The 16740-nt window shown below is 69.5% G+C and carries 15 protein-coding genes; 4 read left to right on the top strand and 11 right to left on the bottom strand.

Annotated features, from left to right (window positions below; all coding sequences use genetic code 11):
• Nucleotides 1-17: 17 nt before the first annotated feature.
• The 6 genes from efeB to ACWGID_RS14530 form a co-directional block, all read right to left on the bottom strand.
• The gene (efeB, locus tag ACWGID_RS14555; RefSeq protein WP_452196948.1) at nucleotides 18-1211 is read right to left on the bottom strand and encodes an iron uptake transporter deferrochelatase/peroxidase subunit; all 1194 of its coding nucleotides are present in this window, start codon (nucleotides 1209-1211) and stop codon (nucleotides 18-20) included.
• The gene (locus tag ACWGID_RS14550; RefSeq protein WP_452196947.1) at nucleotides 1208-2332 is read right to left on the bottom strand and encodes an EfeM/EfeO family lipoprotein; all 1125 of its coding nucleotides are present in this window, start codon (nucleotides 2330-2332) and stop codon (nucleotides 1208-1210) included. Before ACWGID_RS14550 ends, efeB begins: the two co-directional genes overlap by 4 nt.
• Before the next feature lie 113 nt (nucleotides 2333-2445).
• Nucleotides 2446-3354, bottom strand: coding sequence for a ribonuclease Z (locus tag ACWGID_RS14545; protein WP_452196946.1), 909 nt, complete (start codon nucleotides 3352-3354; stop codon nucleotides 2446-2448).
• Nucleotides 3347-4318 (bottom strand): pyridoxal-phosphate dependent enzyme, encoded by a 972-nt coding sequence (locus ACWGID_RS14540; RefSeq protein ID WP_452196945.1) that lies wholly within the window; start codon nucleotides 4316-4318, stop codon nucleotides 3347-3349. Before ACWGID_RS14540 ends, ACWGID_RS14545 begins: the two co-directional genes overlap by 8 nt.
• Nucleotides 4315-7302 (bottom strand): glycine--tRNA ligase, encoded by a 2988-nt coding sequence (locus ACWGID_RS14535; RefSeq protein WP_452197089.1) that lies wholly within the window; start codon nucleotides 7300-7302, stop codon nucleotides 4315-4317. The genes ACWGID_RS14540 and ACWGID_RS14535 overlap by 4 nt, the downstream gene beginning before the upstream one ends.
• A gap of 54 nt (nucleotides 7303-7356) precedes the next feature.
• Nucleotides 7357-7890: a TetR/AcrR family transcriptional regulator gene (locus tag ACWGID_RS14530; RefSeq protein ID WP_452196944.1), complete on the bottom strand. Its 534-nt coding sequence runs from the start codon at nucleotides 7888-7890 to the stop codon at nucleotides 7357-7359.
• An 88-nt stretch (nucleotides 7891-7978) separates the two neighbouring features.
• On the opposite strand from ACWGID_RS14530, the gene ACWGID_RS14525 reads away from it, so the two are divergent.
• The 3 genes from ACWGID_RS14525 (at nucleotide 7979) to ACWGID_RS14515 (ending at nucleotide 11270) form a co-directional block, all read left to right on the top strand.
• A complete protein-coding gene (locus ACWGID_RS14525) occupies nucleotides 7979-8878 on the top strand; it encodes a TIGR03564 family F420-dependent LLM class oxidoreductase (RefSeq protein ID WP_452196943.1) in 900 nt (299 codons plus the stop codon).
• Between the two features lie 116 nt (nucleotides 8879-8994).
• Nucleotides 8995-10017, top strand: a complete 1023-nt coding sequence (locus ACWGID_RS14520) for a methyltransferase (protein WP_452196942.1) — start codon at nucleotides 8995-8997, stop codon at nucleotides 10015-10017.
• Entirely contained in the window at nucleotides 10014-11270 is a 1257-nt protein-coding gene (locus ACWGID_RS14515) for an RNA polymerase sigma factor (RefSeq protein ID WP_452196941.1), read from the top strand. Before ACWGID_RS14520 ends, ACWGID_RS14515 begins: the two co-directional genes overlap by 4 nt.
• Before the next feature lie 33 nt (nucleotides 11271-11303).
• On the opposite strand, the gene ACWGID_RS14510 is transcribed toward ACWGID_RS14515, so the two are convergent.
• A complete protein-coding gene (locus ACWGID_RS14510; RefSeq protein ID WP_452196940.1) occupies nucleotides 11304-11657 on the bottom strand; it encodes a DUF3618 domain-containing protein in 354 nt (117 codons plus the stop codon).
• A 234-nt stretch (nucleotides 11658-11891) separates the two neighbouring features.
• Here ACWGID_RS14510 and ACWGID_RS14505 point away from each other — a divergent pair, with 234 nt between their 5' ends.
• Nucleotides 11892-12674 carry an alpha/beta fold hydrolase gene (locus ACWGID_RS14505; protein ID WP_452196939.1) on the top strand — a complete coding sequence of 261 codons (783 nt, stop codon included), beginning with the start codon at nucleotides 11892-11894 and terminating at the stop codon, nucleotides 12672-12674.
• 94 nt (nucleotides 12675-12768) lie between these two features.
• Here the strand turns inward: ACWGID_RS14505 and ACWGID_RS14500 are convergent, their stop codons facing one another.
• From ACWGID_RS14500 to ACWGID_RS14485, 4 genes are all read right to left on the bottom strand, one after another.
• Nucleotides 12769-13395, bottom strand: a complete 627-nt coding sequence (locus tag ACWGID_RS14500) for a superoxide dismutase (protein ID WP_452196938.1) — start codon at nucleotides 13393-13395, stop codon at nucleotides 12769-12771.
• Between the two features lie 213 nt (nucleotides 13396-13608).
• Complete coding sequence (locus tag ACWGID_RS14495) at nucleotides 13609-14418, bottom strand: alpha/beta fold hydrolase (protein WP_452196937.1); 810 nt, start codon at nucleotides 14416-14418, stop codon at nucleotides 13609-13611.
• A gap of 35 nt (nucleotides 14419-14453) precedes the next feature.
• Complete coding sequence (locus ACWGID_RS14490) at nucleotides 14454-14831, bottom strand: YciI family protein (RefSeq protein ID WP_452196936.1); 378 nt, start codon at nucleotides 14829-14831, stop codon at nucleotides 14454-14456.
• Nucleotides 14832-15092: 261 nt separating this feature from the next.
• Nucleotides 15093-16637 (bottom strand): LCP family glycopolymer transferase, encoded by a 1545-nt coding sequence (locus tag ACWGID_RS14485; protein ID WP_452196935.1) that lies wholly within the window; start codon nucleotides 16635-16637, stop codon nucleotides 15093-15095.
• Between the last annotated feature and the right edge of the window lie 103 nt (nucleotides 16638-16740).

Genomic DNA, 16740 nt, shown 5'->3' with positions numbered 1-16740 from the left:
TTCTCCTCCTGAGTAACTCATCCGAGCAACGACTTCCCGAAGTGGTCGTTGCCGTCCCGAACACCGGGAAGCACGAAGAAATAACCGCCGCCGACCGGCCGGATGTAGTCGACGAGAGGCTCGTCGGCCAGCCGGGTCTGTACGGCGTCGAACTGCCGGGCGATGTCCTGCTGGTAGCAGCAGAACAGCAGGCCCATGTCCAGGTCGCCGACCGCGTCGGTGCCCTTGTCGTAGTTGTAGCCGCGGCGCAGGAACTGGCTGGCCGCGGTCTCCGCGGTCCGCGGGTTCGCCCGGCGGATGTGGCTGGTCAGCGGAATCGCCGTACCGGTCGGGTCGGCCGCGTAGTCCGGTGTGTCCGTCTCGCGGTTGCCGTCCAGCGGTGCGCCCGAGTCGCGGCGGCGGCCGAACATGTTCTCCTGCTCGCCGACCGACACCCGGTCCCAGAACTCCACCAGCATGCGGATCTGGCGCAGGACCTGGTAGCTGCCGCCTTCGGTCCAGGCCGGCTCACCGTTGCCCTTGGCAACCCACACGAGCTTGTCGTGGTCGGACTGCGCCGGCTGCACGATGCCGTCCTTGAAACCCATCAGGTTGCGCTGCGTGCCGGACGGCCGCGGCGGGCTCTGGAAGCCGTCGACCCGCCAGCGCAGCTGCATCGCGCCGCGGGTGTGCCGAGCGATGTCCCGCAACGCGTGCAGTACGACGTCGGTCTCCGACGCGCACAACTGCAGGCTCAGATCCCCGTGACACAGGCTCGCGTCGAGACTGTCGTTCGGGAACTCCTTCATCGCGGTCAACTTCGCCGGCTTACGGTCCTTCAGCCCGTACCGCGCGTCGAACAACGACGCCCCGACGCCAACGGTGACCGTCAGGTCGTCCCCCGGCATGTCCGGACCGAGTACGCCGGAATCCGCCGGTGGAGCCGTGATACCCAACGGCTGCAACGCACCGCCCGCGGTCAACAGCCGCGCCCGGTCGGTCAGCGTCCGGAACAGGTCGGCGAGCTCGCCCTTGTTCGCGGCGATCACGTCGAACGAAGCGAAGATCGCCTGCTTCTGCTGCGGAGTCGTGATGCCGGCCTGGTGTACGCCGTGGAACGCCACCGACTGCGACGTCTCCGCGTCAGCAGACAACGACAACCCGGTCGCCGCGGCGGCACCTGCACCAGCTAGCGCACCGGCCAGGAAAGACCGGCGTCCGACGCCCGTCATGAGCCCCTCCGTACTTCGCAGATCGCGGCGACCGGCGCGAGCTTCTCCAGGAGTTCACCGACCGCGCCGTTGAGCTGCTCCCGCGTGGTCCGGTCCAGCTGGGCGACCGACGTGTTCTGGTGCGCGGTCAGCAGCGCCCGCGTCCGGTCTTCCCACTTCTGCACCTCAGGCAGTTCGGGGTACCGGGGCTTGAGCACCGGGTTCAGGATGGCGAGCACGTTCGCCGTGCCGTTCAGGTTCGCCAGCGCGGTGTTCAGCGACGTACCGCTGCCTTGGTCGTTCTCGCCGGTGAGTTCGAACTGGAGGGCGTTCTCCATGATCTCGTGGGCGCGCAGGCCGAGGTCGTTCGGATCCACCTGCTGGTTCGGCAGGTCGGTCTGGAGGCCGTGGACGTCGGCGGCGAGCTTGGCGGCGATCGTCTTCAGGGCGGCGGCCGTCGCGTTGTGCCAGAGGCCCTTCTCCAGCGGGTGGAAGCCGCTGTCGGAGCCGTCGATCTTGTCCGCGAAGTCGCCGAACGCGTCGTACGCGGCGCCGAGCGAGTTGTACGCCAAGTGCGCGGACAGCCAGTCGGACCGAGCGGCAGCCAGGTTGCCCGCGTCCACGTCGCCGCGCAGCTTGTCCGTCTTGCCGACCAGCTGCGCCACACCGGTCGCGACCGCGGCCTCGTACTGCTTGACCAGCGGCAGCATGTCGTTCTTGGTGACTGCCACCGCGGCCGGGCCGCCCTTCGCGTCACCCGTGAGCGTCACGCTCGGACCGGTGATCGCGTCGGTGTCCTCGATCAGGCAGCGGATCGCGTACTTGCCGGCACCGAGTTGCACGTCCATCGGTGCTGTCGTGTTCGGCCCGAGGCCCTCGACCTCGCCGTACACCTTGTTGCTGGTGACCTCGACCAGGTCGACCTCGGCCGCGGCGTCGCCGGTGTTGTGCAGCAGCAGCGTCTGCCGACCGGTCCTCGCGTTGGTCCAGCCCTGGCCGCATTGGCTGCGGGACACGCTGATCTCAGGCGGGCCGCCGGCCGCCTGGGCCGAGTCCTCCCAGGGCCGCCACAACGCCACCGCCACCAAGGCGCCGACGGCAACTACCGCGATCGCGGCCGGCAGCGGGCGGGGAGGGCGCACGGAACGTTGCTCCTGGAGTCGGGCGGATTTACATTCGCGGGCAATGTTAATCCCGCTGCACCCTGCCGTGGCTCGGGTTCCGGCGTGTTCGCGCGCTCGTCACGAACTGTTCGCTAGCGACGGGTTGGAACTGAGATTCTGCTGAGATCCGACGCCACCACGATCTCGCCGGAGAACTCCGCCGCCGCCTCCTCGTAGAAGCGCTCAGGCTCCAGGTAGCGCTGCGAGAAGTGCGTCAGGACCAGCTTCCGTACGCCGCACTCGGCCGCGACCCGCGCCGCCTGGCGCGCGGTGAGGTGACCGAAGCGACGCGCCAGCTCGGCCTCGGACGAGAGATACGTCGACTCGATCACCAACAGATCGGCGTCTTCGGCCAGCCGCAGGACGTTCGGGCACAGCCGGGTGTCCATGATGAACGCGAACCGTTGCCCGGGGCGCGGTTCGCTGACGTCCTCGAGATGGATGGTGCGACCATCGACCTCGAGCGAACCCGCCCGCTGCAGCCGGCCGATCGCCGGCCCGCTGACCCCCGCTGCGGCGAGTTTGTCCGGCAGCATGCGGCGGCCGTCCGGCTCGATCAACTGGTAGCCGAAGGACTCGATCGAGTGCTCCAGGCGGCGCGCCCACAGCTGCCCGAACGAGCCGACCGACAGCAGCCCGTCCTCCTCCACCGGCTCCTCGAGGAGTTCGGCCCGCTCGAAGAACGAGGCGGCGTACCGCAGCCGCGTGAAGTACGTCTGCCCCGATGCCGGGTAGTGCGCCCGGACCGCATGCGGTACGTCGTCCAGCGACAACCGCTGCACGATCCCCGGCACCCCGAGACAGTGGTCGCCGTGGAAATGCGTCACGCACAATCGCGTGATCGCCCCGGCCGCGACCCCGGCGTACAGCATCTGCCGCTGCGTGCCCTCCCCCGGATCGAACAGGAACCCCTCGTCGTCCCAGCGCAGGAAGTACCCGTTCTGCGTGCGTTCCCGGGACGGCACCTGACTGCCGGTCCCGAGCACCACGAGCTCACGCAAGCGCGTTCACCAGTGTTGACGAGGACATGTTGCCGCCGCAGGACACCACCGCGACGCGCTTCCCGGCCAGTTCGGTACGCCGTTCGCGCGCCGCCGCGAACGCCAGCGCGGCGGACCCTTCGATCAACTGGCGCTCGGTGTCGATCACCATCCGGAGCGCCTCCCGGATCGCGTCCTCCTCGACGAGCACCCAGTCGTCGACCAGTGCACGGCACAGGTCGAACGTGATGCTGCCCGGTTCGACGCTGCCCGCCGTACCGTCGGACAACGTCTGCGCGGCGTCGACCTGGACGATCGAGCCGGCCCGCACCGACGCCGCCATCGCGTTGTCGACCGCCGGCTGCGCGCCGTACACCTTGATGCAGGGCAGGTGCTTCTTGAGCACCGCGGCGACCCCGCTGATCAGCCCGCCACCACCGACCGACACCACCACGGCATCGAGCGATGCGCCGCCGAGCTGCTCGACGATCTCCACCGCGAGCGTCCCCTGCCCGGCGACGATGTCCGGATCGTTGTACGGCGGAATGTACGTGAGCCCGTGCTCCGCGGCGTACGCCCGGGCCTTGAGTTCGAGCGCACCGGTGTCGTTGCCCTCGGCCCGCAGTTCGAGACCGAGCCGGCGGAGCGCGGCGACTTTGCCCGGTGCGGCGTTCTCGGGCAGGTACACGATGCCGTGACCGCCGAGGGTGGCCAGCGCGTTGCCGACGCCGAGCCCATGGTTGCCGGTGGACGCCGTGATCACTCCCGCCGCCCGCTCCGCATCCGTCAGCGTGAGGATCTTCGCCAACGCCCCACGGGCCTTGAACGAACCGGTGCGCTGCTGGTGCTCGCACTTCACGAGCACCTCGGCGCCGAGGTCGTCGCTGAACGCGTCGTACCGGACGAACGGTGTCAGGCGCAGATGTTCCCGCAGGGCCGGCGCCACCCGCTCGGCCCTGTCGGCAACCTCTGCCGGAGTGATCATTCCGACGGGTTGAGGCTGGTGCCCAGCGCCTGCCAGTCGAGCACCGGCGCGGCCAGCTTGCTGATCGTTGCCAGCAGCCCCAACCGGGCGGCGCGGATCTCCGGCTCCTTCGCCATCACAAGGATCTCGTCGAAGAACGCGTTCACCGGCTCGACCAGCACCGACGCGGCCGAGACGAACTCACCGAGTCCGGTGGGCGCGGTACCGATCTTCTGCACCGCTTCGTGCAGCGCGACCTCGGCCGGCTCGGTGAGCTTGCCGGCGTCGTACTCCGCCTCGGTGCCGTCCGGAACGATCCGGCGTACCCGCTGGAGGACGGCGACCAGGTCGGCAAAGTCGCTGTTCCCGACCTGGCCCTGCAGGGTCTCCAGCGTCTCGTCGGCGACCACCGGAGCAGTTGCCAGCGGCAACACGGCGGCCACTTGGAAGTGGTCGTCGCCCCGATCCAGGAGCTGCTGCTCGTAGCGTCGGAGGGTGAACTCGGCGACCTCGTCGAGCGAGTCCGCCGGTACGTCGATGCCCTGGGCACCGATCTCGTCAGCCGCGGCCTTGATACCGACCGGCAACGTGATCGCCCGCAGCTCGGGGTGCTCGCGCAGGATCGCGACCACACCGGCAGCCGCCCGGCGCAACGCGAACGGGTCCGAGCTACCGGTCGGCTTCGCGCCGATACCGAACAGGCCGGCCAGCAGGTCGAAGCGGTCCGCCAGCGCCAGCAGCGCACCCGGAGTCGTCGACGGGACCGGGTCACCGGCCGACCGCGGCAGCTCCATGTCGAACAGCGCCTGCGCGACCGCCTCGGTCTCCCCCGCGCGCTTCGCGTACTCGCGGGCCATCGTGCCGGCCAGGCTGGTCAGCTCGACGACCATCTGCGAACCGAGGTCGAACTTCGCCAGCTCGGCCGCCCGCTTGAGCGTCGTCAGGTCGTCGCCGTCGAGGTCCACCGTGCCGGCCAGGGCCAGCGCGATCCGGCCGATCCGCCCGGCGCGGTCGGCCATCGAACCGAGCCGCTCCTCGAAGGCCAGCTTCTCCAGCTCGCTCTTCATGGACTCCAGCGGCGTCTCCAGGTCGGCCCGCCAGAAGAACGCGGCGTCCTCGTAGCGGGCCCGCAGGACCGCCTCGTTGCCGGCCCGGACCCGGTCCTCGTCGACCGAACCGTTGGCCACGGCAACGAAGTGCGGGAGCAGCTTGCCGTCGCCGTCACGCACCGGCAGGTAGCGCTGGTGCTTGCGCATGACGGTGGTCAGGATCTCGCTCGGCAGCTCCAGGTAGTCCGCGCTGAAACCGCCGAGGATCGGCGTCGGCTCCTCGATCAGGTTCACGATCTGGTCGACCAGCGCGGCCTCACCCTCGACGTCGACGGTGCCCTGCACCTTGGCCGACAAGGTTTCGGCCGCCTCGACGACGGTGGCCCGCCGCCGGGCCGGGTCGGCCTCGATGCCGTGGATCCGGAGCAGGTCCAGGTAGCCCTCGGCCGAGGCGATCTCGACCTTCGGCTGCGCGGCCGTCCGGTGTACCCGCGTCGTCCGGCCGGCGGCCAGCGTCGACACCGAGACCGGCACGATCTCGTCACCGAGCAGCGCGACCAGCCAGCGGATCGGGCGGGTGAAGGACAGCTTGGCGTCGTTCCACCGCATGTTCTTGTCCGAGCGCAGACCGGCGACGATCTCGCTCAGTACGCCGCTCAGCACCTCGGCCGCACCACGCCCCGGGTCCGGCTTGGTCACCGCGACGTACTCGACGCCGTCGACATCCAGGTCGTGCAGTTCGCTGACGTCGACGCCCTGACCACGGGCGAATCCGGCCGCGGCCTTCGTGACGTTGCCGTCGGCGTCGTACGCGGCCTGCTTCTTCGGACCGCGCACCACCCGCTCCGCGTCCGGCTCACCGGCCTGGACGGAGGCGACGAAGGCGACCACCCGGCGAGGCGTCGCGTACGTCGTGATCGCGCCGTGCCCGAGGCGCGTCGCGGCCAGCTTCTCCTCGAGCGCGGCCTGCACCGCGGCGGCGGTCTTGGTGACCTCGGACGGCGGCATCTCCTCGGTACCGATCTCGAAGGTCAGCTGCCGGGTACCGCTGCTCACCGGGAACTCGGTCGGCACGGCCGCGGCCGGCGGGAGCTCGGCGAGACCCAGCGGGTGCTCCAGCTCCTGACGGCGTTCGGCCCACAGCCGCGAGACCTCGCGCGCCAGCGTGCGCATCCGGCCGAAGGCCTTCGCGCGTTCCGTCGTACTGACGGCGCCGCGGGCGTCCAGCACGTTGAAGGTGTGCGAGCACCGCAGTACCTGGATGTGCGCCGGCACCGGGAGACGGTCGTCGATCATCCGGCGGGCCTCGTTCGCGTACTCCTCGAACAGCCGCTTCTGCGACTCCACGTCCGCGTCGTCGAGGTAGTACCGGCTCATCTCGTACTCCGCCTGGCCGAACGCCTCGCCGTACGAGATGCCCGGCGCGTAGGCGATGTCCTTGAAGTGCGAGACGCCCTGGAGCGCCATCATGATCCGCTCGATGCCGTAGGTGATCTCCACCGACACCGGGTCCAGCGTCATCCCGCCGGCCTGCTGGAAGTACGTGAACTGGGTGATCTCCAGGCCGTCCAGCCAGACCTCCCAGCCCAGACCCCAGGAGCCGGTCGCCGGGTTCGCCCAGTTGTCCTCGACGAACCGCACGTCGTGCGCGTCGATGTCGATCCCGAGCGCTTCCAGACTGTCCAGGAACAACTCCTGCGGGTTGCCCGGGTCCGGCTTCAGCACCACCTGGAACTGGGTGTGCGTCTGCAGGCGGTTCGGGTTCTCGCCGTAGCGGCTGTCGTCGGGCCGGACACTCGGCTCGACGTACGCGACCCGCCACGGCTCGGGACCGAGCACCCGCAGGATGGTGGCCGGGTTCAGCGTCCCGGCACCGACCTCGGTGTTGAACGGCTGCACGATCATGCAGCCGCGGTCGGTCCAGTACTTCGTCAGCGCCAGCAGCGCGTCCTGCATGGTGAGCACAGCAAACCTCGAGCCATCTTCGGGGGGTTTTCGCAGCGAAGTCTATTAGGCCAGCGCCGGTGCTATCCCCCGGATCGCGAGGGTGAGCAACCGGTCGGCCTGGACGGCGTCCTCGCCACTGGCCAGCGAGATGCCGTTGACGAGCTTCAGCAGGTCCTCGATCCGGACATCCGCGGGGACGGCGCCGTCGCGCTGAGCACGCTCAAGCAGCCCTCCACCGGCCGCCAGGATGCGCCGGTGGCAGTCCGAACCACGCTCCGCGCTCAGCTTCAGCGCCGGTCCGAGACCACGGCTCGCGGTGCTGTGCGCGACCATGCCGCGCAGCCAGATCGTCAACGCCCGCAGGGGTTCGGGATGGTCTGCGAGCTTTACTGCCTGGTCACAGACCGCGTCGATCCCGCTCTGGAAAACGGCCTCCAGGAGCGCCACCCGGCCGCCGAAGTGCCGGTGCAGGGTCGCGGACCCGACGCCGGCCCGGCGCGCGATCTCCTCGAGCGACGCGTCGGCGCCCTGCTCCGCGACCACCTCGGCGGCGACCGTGACCAGCCGGTCACGGTTCCGCTGGGCATCAGCTCGCATCGAAGTCCCTTGATCAAGTGGGGTGGTCCCCCATATCGTACCGGGAGATAAACGGGGGACCACCCCATTTCACTCGAGGAGACAGTTGATGCGTATCGGTATGGCCTTCGGGGACGTCCGGGGGCAGATCCCGCTGCCGGAGATCGCGCGCCAGGCGCAGGCGGCGGCCGCGGCCGGATTCCGGACCGCCTGGCTCTCGGACGGCATCGGGTGGGATGCCCTCACCGCGCTCGCGGCCGTCGGTCCCGGGGCGCCGGGGATCGAGCTCGGCACCGCCGTGGTGCCGTTCCCGCAGCGCCATCCGCTGGTGCTCGCGAGACAGGCTCTGACCGTGCAGGGGGCAGTCGGGAACCGGCTGACGCTCGGCATCGGCGCCGGGATCTCCAGGATGGTCAGCGCGATGTACGGGCTGCCGACCGAGCGGCCTGCGCGACGACTGCGCGAGTACCTCGAGATCCTGCAGCCGCTACTCCGGGGCGAGTCCGTCGACCATCACGGAGAGACCTTCACGGCGGTCGGCTCGGCCGTACTGCCGGGCACCGAGCCGCCGTCGGTCCTCGTCGCGGCGCTCGGCCCGGCGATGCTGAAGGTCGCGGGCGAGCTCGCAGACGGCACAGTCACGTGGATGACCGGACCCCAGACACTCAGCAAGCACATCGTCCCGTCGATCACCCGAGCGTCCGGGAGCCGCGACCCACGGATTGTGGCGGGTCTTGCTGTGTGTCTGACGTCCGCCGAGGACACGGTACGGGCGCGTTTTGCGGAAGAGTTCGCGCTGGCGGGTCAAGTTCCGGAGTACCGCGCGATGTTCGACCGCGAGGGCGTCGCCGGGCCGGCCGACGTACTGCTCGTCGGTGACGAGTCAGCCATCGCGAAGCAACTCGACCAAGTGCGAGACACCGGCGTCACCGACGTGATGCTCGCGCCGATCGGCACGGCTGCCGAACAGACCCGCACAACCGAGTTCCTGTCTACAGTGGTGCGGTGACCTCGCCCCTCCATGCGGCGGCAGTTCGCTAGCTCCGTCGTCCGCTCCCCGGCGCCGTACCGGCGTTCCGGGTGAGCCGTGCTGCCCATTTCGCTTCGCACTGGCAGGGACGACTCTTGGACGACGTCATCACGGTCGACGACTCCATCTCCGCGGATCGGGCGCTGCGCCTGATCGAACGCGGCTCGACACTTCTTTGGGAAGGTGATTTCCAGAACGCCAAACAACTGCTGTCCGCCCTCGGCCGCCGGCTTCCGGCCACGAGTGGTGGCTCGTTCCACGATCAACGGCGGCGCCAGGCCGAGCGGGTTCGCATCCTGAACTCCTTGTGCCTGCGACTGGTCGACCACCACATCGCGTTGCGCCGGGCTCCGGACGTGCGCGCTGCCTGCGCCGACGCCTACGGACCACCTGATGGCGAACGTTTGGTCCCGCTGCGCGAGCTGCTCGGTGTGATCGGCGCGCATCAACTTCGGCTCCGGGGGGTGGACGTGCCGACGCTCGGCGAGCGGATCCATCCGCGCTACGGCGTCTTCGCTCCGACCCGCTCGGAGTACGTCGACCTTGTTGCCGACTGCCCCTTGCCGGCGACCGGCACGGCGTTCGACATCGGCACCGGCACCGGGGTCCTGGCCGCGGTCCTCGCCCGGCGTGGAGTTCAGCGGGTTGTTGCTACGGACAACAACCCGCGCGCGGTCGAGTGCGCGCGGGAGAACCTGCGGAGGCTGGGAGTGACCGCCGAGGTGGTCGAGACCGATCTATTCCCACCTGGGCGCGCCGATCTGATCGTCTGCAACCCGCCGTGGATCCCGGCCCGGCCGATGACGGTGCTCGACCACGCCGTCTACGACGAGGACGGCCGCATGCTGCGCGCGTTCCTGGCCGAGGTCGCCGATCACTTGGAACCGGATGGGGAGGTGTGGCTGATCCTGTCCGATCTGGCGCAGGTACTCGGGCTCCGGAGGCCGGGCGAGTTGGACGAGATGTTCCGGGCCGGCGGGCTACGGGTCGTCGGCCGGGAGGACGTCGTACCGCGGCACCGCCGGGCGCGCGACGGCGAGACGACCTCGCTCTGGCGACTGCGGGTCCGTCATGACAGTTGCTGCCGGGCGGTGGTGTGTTGTTCTATCGGCGGGTGACGGTAACGGATGCGGGCGGGGCGGTCGACGCGGTTTGGAGGATCGAGTCGGCGCGGATCATCGCGGGCGTCGCACGGATCGTGCGGGACGTCGGGCTGGCGGAGGAACTGGCGCAGGACGCACTGGTGGCCGCGCTGGAGCAGTGGCCGGAGTCCGGCGTACCGAACAATCCAGGTGCCTGGTTGATGGCGATCGCCAAACGCCGCGCGATCGACCTGATCCGGCGCAAGGAGACGTACCAGCGCAAGCTCGCCGAGATGGGCCACGAGCTCGAGATCGACGGCGACAGCGTCGAGGATGATGTCGAGGCGATCCTCGAGGATCACATCGAGGACGACCTGCTCCGGCTGGTGTTCACCGCATGTCACCCGGTGCTCACCATGGACGCGCGGGTGACGCTGACGCTGAAGCTGCTCGGCGGCCTGAAGACCGACGAGATCGCCCGCGCGTTCCTCGCCCCGGAGACGACGATCGCCCAGCGGGTCGTGCGCGCCAAGAAGAACCTGGCCAAGGCGGGCGTCGAGTTCGAGGTCCCGGCCGGCCCGGACCTGCTGGACCGGTTGTCATCGGTCCTCGAGGTCGTCTACCTGATCTACAACGAGGGGTACTCCGCGACCGCGGGCGACGACTGGATGCGTCCGGCGCTCTGCAACGAGGCGATGCGGCTCGGCCGGCTGCTCGCGGAGCTGATGCCGACCGAACCCGAAGTACTCGGCCTGCTGTCGCTGATGGAGCTGCAGTCGTCCCGGGCGAACGCGCGCACCGGCCCTGACGGCGAACCGGTCCTGCTGCTCGAGCAGGACCGCCGCCGCTGGGACCGGCTGCTGATCCGCCGCGGCCTCGAAGGCATCGACCGCGCCTGGGCCCTGGAGAAGCCACCCGGCCCGTACCTATTGCAGGCCGCGATCGCCGCCTGTCACGCCCGCGCCGCCGACCCCGAGGACACCGACTGGGCCCGCATCGCCGGCCTGTACGCCGTCCTCGCGCAGGTCACCCCGTCACCGGTCGTCGAGTTGAACCAGGCGGTGGCGATCTCGATGGCGTTCGGGCCCGAGCGCGGACTCGAGGCGGTGGACCTGCTCGCGGACGACCCGTCGCTGAAGGACTACCACCTGCTGCCGAGCGTGCGCGGTGACCTGCTGTTCAAGCTCGGCCGGCTCGACGAGGCGCGCGCCGAGTTCGAGAAGGCCGCCGCGCTGACCCGCAACGAGCGCGAGCGGACCCTCCTCCTCGAACGCGCGGCGGCCTGCTGACTGCTCAGCAAGCGCCGCTCTAGTGGTGCCGGACTAGCCGTGCCGGCGGGCGATCCAGGCTGCGGCGCCGACGCCGACGGCCAGTGCGGCGCCACCGACGGCCGCGGCGGCCTTCGGGTGCCGCTTGCCCATTGCCGGCAGCTCCTTCATCGCGCCGGGCACGTCCTTCATCTTCTGGCCCGCCTGCCCGGCGGCACCCGAGACGCGCTGCCCGGCGTTCCCCGCGGTCTCCTTCACGCGCTGCGGCATGTTCAGCCGGCGGGTGAGCTCCTGGACGGTGTCGGCGAGCTGCTGCCGGGTGTGCTCGAGATCGATCCGGACCGTCTTGGCCTCGGACATCGGCTCCCGGTGGGTGGCGTTCCTGGAGTTGGTGGAGGTGGTGCTCATCGTGTGCGGTTCCCTTCCGGCTGGTGTCCCTTGAATGCTTCGAGGTCCTCGTGCACGGCGTCGGGCGGCACGCTGCGGAACGGGCGGATGGCACGTGCGACGTGCCGCTCGCGCAGCCCGGTACCCACATCACCGAGAGTCATACGTCGCACTGTGATCTGAGTCACAGGCTGTCGATCGGTCCCCCGATTCCTCGACGCACGGGTGAAGACTCACTCACTCAGGAGGATCGAGATGAACACGGTGGAATCCAAGGACGGTACGACGATCGCGTACGACCGGCGTGGGAATGGGCCGGCGCTGGTCCTGGTCGACGGCGCGCTCTGCAGCCGTGCCCAGGGCCCGATGCCCGACCTCGCCGAGACGCTCGCGGACCGGTTCACCGTCTACAACTACGACCGGCGCGGCCGTGGCGACTCCGGTGACGCCGAGGAGTACGAGGTCGACCGGGAGATCGAGGACCTGGCCGCGGTGATCGAGGCGGCCGGCGGATCGGCGTACGTCTACGGCTCGTCGTCCGGCGCGGCGCTGGCGTTGCGGGCCACGGCCGCCGGGCTGTCGATCGACAAACTGGTGGCGTTCGAGCCGCCGTACGTCGTCGACGACAGCCGCAAGCAGATCCCACGGAGCTGGGTCAGCGACCTGCAGCGCCTCGACGCGGGTGACGCGATCAAGTACTTCTTCACCAAGGGCATCGGGCTGCCCGGGATCGTCGTCACGATGATGAAGCTGATGCCGGCCTGGAAGCCGATGAAGGCGATCGCGCACACCCTGCCGTACGACGCACAGGTGGTCGGCGGCAACTGTTTCGGCGAGCCGATGGACGCGACCCAGTGGGCGCCGATCGACCAGCCGGTGCTGGTGGTGAACGGCGGCAAGAGCCCGGCGTGGATGAAGAACTCGGCCCACGCGCTCGCCGCGGCGGTCCCGGGCGCCGGCCACACCGAAGTACCGGGTCAGAACCACATGATCAAGTCGGCGGCGATCGCTCCGGTGATCGCGGAGTTCTGCCGATGAACCCCCAGGCCATCACAATCGCGCCCGCCCGTCCCCGCCGGAGCGGAGGATGGGCGGGCGCGACGGATTGTGATGGCCTGGGCGTCCGGGACGATCAGGCGCCGGTGATCAGCGCCGCGGCGCCGGAGCGCGCCGCGTCGAAGCGGGCCTGGGCGTCGCCCCAGTTGACGACGTTCCACCACGCCTTGACGTAGTCGGGCTTCACGTTCTTGTACTGCAGGTAGAACGCGTGCTCCCACATGTCCAGCATGGCGATCGGGATCTGCCCGGCCGGCAGGTTGCCCTGCTGGTCGTACAGCTGGTGGATGAGCAGCTTGCCGCCCAGCGCGTCCCAGCCGAGGATCGCCCAGCCGGAGCCCTGGATGGTGGTCGCGCTCGCGGTGAAGTTGGCCTGGAAGGCGTCGAACGAGCCGAAGAACTCGTCGATCGCCGCGCCCAGCTCGCCGTCCGGCTTGTCGCCACCGTCCGGCGACAGGTTCTTCCAGAAGATCGAGTGGTTGACGTGCCCACCGAGGTTGAAGGCGAGCGTCTTCTCCAGCCCGACGATCGCGCCGAAGTCACCCTTGTCGCGGGCCTCGGCCAGCTTGTCGAGGGTGTCGTTCAGACCCTTCACGTAGGTCGCGTGGTGCTTGTCGTGGTGCAGCTCCATGATCTCGCCGGCGATGCTCGGCGCCAGTGCACCGTAGTCGTAGGGGAGGTCGGGAAGCGTGTACGTGGTCAACTCTGCTCCTTCGTCGGGGCCCTCGGGGCCGATATCTCCGATGTCCTGTGTCAGCGGCACCAGCTTGAAACTTCAACCACGGTTGAGGTCAAGACGCCACGCGGGCGACGCGGCACCTCGGACCGGTGCCCGGTTCGACCGCGATCACTCCCCCGCGCACGTTCCGGACACCACCAGCTTCACATACTCCGCCCCAGGACCCACGGAGGAGTCTCACCTCGGCTGGTGCAGGACCTTCAGCTCGGCCCGCAGCGCCTCGGCGAACACCTCCGGCGTGTCCGCGAACCCGGTGTGACCGCCCGGGAACCGCGTCGGCTCGATGCCCAACCGGTCGGCCAGCGCGGACGACGTCCGGTCGCAGAGCTGCCCGGTCGACTCCTCGCCGATCCCGACCACGACGTCGGCCTCGCGGAGCCGGTCGAGGTCCGGGAGCCAGGTGATCGTCTCGCGCATCTCGTGCGCGAACCAGAACTGCTCCGCGGCCACCTGCTCCGGGTCGCGCTCGCCGCCGAACATCATCTCGACGACCTCGTCCGGCATCTGGATGTTCGCGAGCGCGAAGAACTGCCTCCAGGCGCCGGTCACGTCACCGGCGAGGTAGTCGGCCATCAGCTGCTCGGACTTCGCCGTCAGCTCGTCCGCGTCCGGGACCAGCCGGTTCAGCGGCGGCTCGTGCGCGATCACCGAGCGGACCAGCTCCGGGTGGTACTGCGCGAGCGCCAGCGCGCTGACCGCTCCGCCACTCGACCCCAGTACGACGGCCGGCCCGGCGTCCACGTGCCGGATCAGCCGGGCCAGGTCGTCGGCCCGCTGCTCGGGGCGCGACGTACCGCCGGGGTTCAGCGTGCTCCGCTTCACCCCGCGCGGGTCGAGCGTCAGGACGGTGTAGTCGGGCGCCAGCAGGTCGGCCAGCGGCGCGAACGCGTCCGCGTCCATGGGTGCGCCGACCAGGACCACCAACGGTCCGGTCCCGCGCACTTCGTAGTACAACTCTGCCTCGGGAACCACCAGTGTGTTGTTCATGTCCCTTCCACGAACGGAAGGGACACCTATGGACATCAGTTCTGGTAAACGTCCGAATCCGGGCCGAAGTCGGCTTGCTCGACGACCCGGCGCACCTCGACCTCGGCGCCGAGGGCCTCGGCCAGGCGGGCGGCCCACTCGATCGCCTCGTCACGGTTGCGGACCTCGACGACGATCATGCCGCCGATCAGCTCCTTGGTCTCCGCGAACGGCCCGTCGGTGACGGTACGGCGGCCGCCGTCGACCTTGACCCGGGCGCCGAGCGCGCTGCGGTGCACACCCTCCGCGAACAGCAGGACGCCGGCCTTCGACAGGTCCTCGACGACCTTGCCGACCGCCTCGCCGACCTCCGGCGCCGGGAACAACCCGGCCTCGCTGTCGGCGTCGGCCTTGTTGATGATCATGTAGCGCATCGCAACTGCTCCTCGTGGTTTCGGTCGATCACTTACTCTCACGTCGAGCGGCAGCAGTACAGATCGACACCCGCTTCAGATCATTACCCGGGTCAGTTCGCACAGCCGTCGCGCGTCGTCCGCTGGCGGCTTAGGTGCGCGTTGGCGTGTTGTAGCGCGTCAGCGGGCAAACAACCCGTCAGTGGGCTAGGGCGTGTCTCCCAATCCGGCGAGGCGCCATGCCGAGTGCCGCGCAGTAGGCGGGGGATCGGGAGACACGCCCTAGTTCGGCTGGTCGCCGTTCGGGTGGTAGGCGCAGGCGTCGGCGAGGTTCTGGGTCGGGCCGGGCGGCGGGGGCGTGGTGGCGGGCTTCCGGGTGGTCGCGGGAGTCGACGACCTGGCCGACGGTGTGGTGGTCGGTGTGGTGGTCGGTGTGGTCGTCGGCGGCGTGGTGGCCGGGGCCGGCTCGGACTCCAGAGCCGTCTCGACGGTGTCCCGTAGCGCCTGGTAGTCCGGGTGCAGGTACTTGAGCCGCAGCTTCTCCGGGTCGAGCGTGACGTTCGAGACCGTCCCCGACTTCACCTTCAGCGCCAGCTCGACCATCGCCGGCAGCAGCTCCTGCGGGATGTCGGTCCGCAGCAGGTGCTGACCGGCGCGCGCGATCGCCTTGTACTTCGTCACCAGCGTCTGCGGGTCCGCTGCGTCGACGATGCTCTTGATCACGCACCGCTGCCGGACCTGGCGCTGGTCGTCGTCGGCGCCGTACCGCCCGCGGGCGAACCACAGCGCGTGCCGCCCGTCCAGGTGCTGGTTCGGACCGGGCTCGATCCACTCCTTCGGCGGGATGTGCGAACTGCTGACGCCACCCATCGCGACCCGCTCGTTGACGTTCACCCTGATCCCGCCGAGCGCGTCGACGATCTCCGGGAAGCTCTGCAGGTTGACCTGCAGGTAGTAGTCCAGCTTCAGGCCGGTGGCCTCACCGACCGACTGCTTCAGCACGTCCGCACCCTCGTTGTCCGACGGCCCGAGGATGCCCGGGTGCGCATCCGGGATGTTCTGGTACATCGCCGTCAGCATCCACTCCAGCCGTCCGTCGAGGCTGAGCCCTTCCTTGCCGAACCCGTTGGGGTAGAACCTGGCCAGCGGTGAGTCCTTCGGGAACGGCATGAAGGTCAGGTTCCGCGGCAACGAGATCAGCGCGGTGTTCCCGGTCTTGGTGTCGATACTCGCGACGATCACCGTGTCGGTGCGCACCCCCTCGCGGCTCGGAGCGTCGTCGCCACCGAGCAGCAACAGGTTGAGTCTCGGTGTGCCCTCCCACGGGTCCTTGACGTTGACCGTCGAGGGCCGCGTCGCGCTCTTGCTCTGCTCCTGCGCCTGGAACACGTCCTGCACCAGAGTCCGCTGCGCCAGCACGGTCTGGACGCCGATCGCCGACGGCGCCGCGATCGCGAAGCACAGCACGCCGACGAACGCCGCGCCGAGCACTCGTCCGCCGGCGCCGCTCGTTGCCGGACGCAACGACCGGTGCGAGGCGACGATCACCATGATCCAGAGCAGCGCGACGACCCCGATCAGCACCGAGGTGAGCAGCAACCGACTCGGTACGACGGCCGCCGCGATCACCTCGTCACGACGGGTCAAGGCGACGTACACGACGAGGCCGGCCAGGGCGAGGAAGACGACGAGCACGAACGCACCGATCCGCCGGCGCCCGCCGGCGATCAGTCCGGTACCAGGGAGCAGTGCGCCCAGCAGCGTCAGCCCCAACACCGTGAGCACCGAGCGTGGCCGCTCGGTCTCCGCGCGCGCACCACTCGCCATGCGTTCCCCTGTCACCCCGTCTGTCCCCCGACTTCAAGTGTGCGCCAAACTCCCGCTCCTTACCTCTTCAGACGTGTTACAGGCTCAATCGGTTGTCAAACAG

Source organism: Kribbella sp. NPDC054772, assembly GCF_053611945.1.
This window is presented reverse-complemented; position numbering and strand designations above follow the sequence as displayed.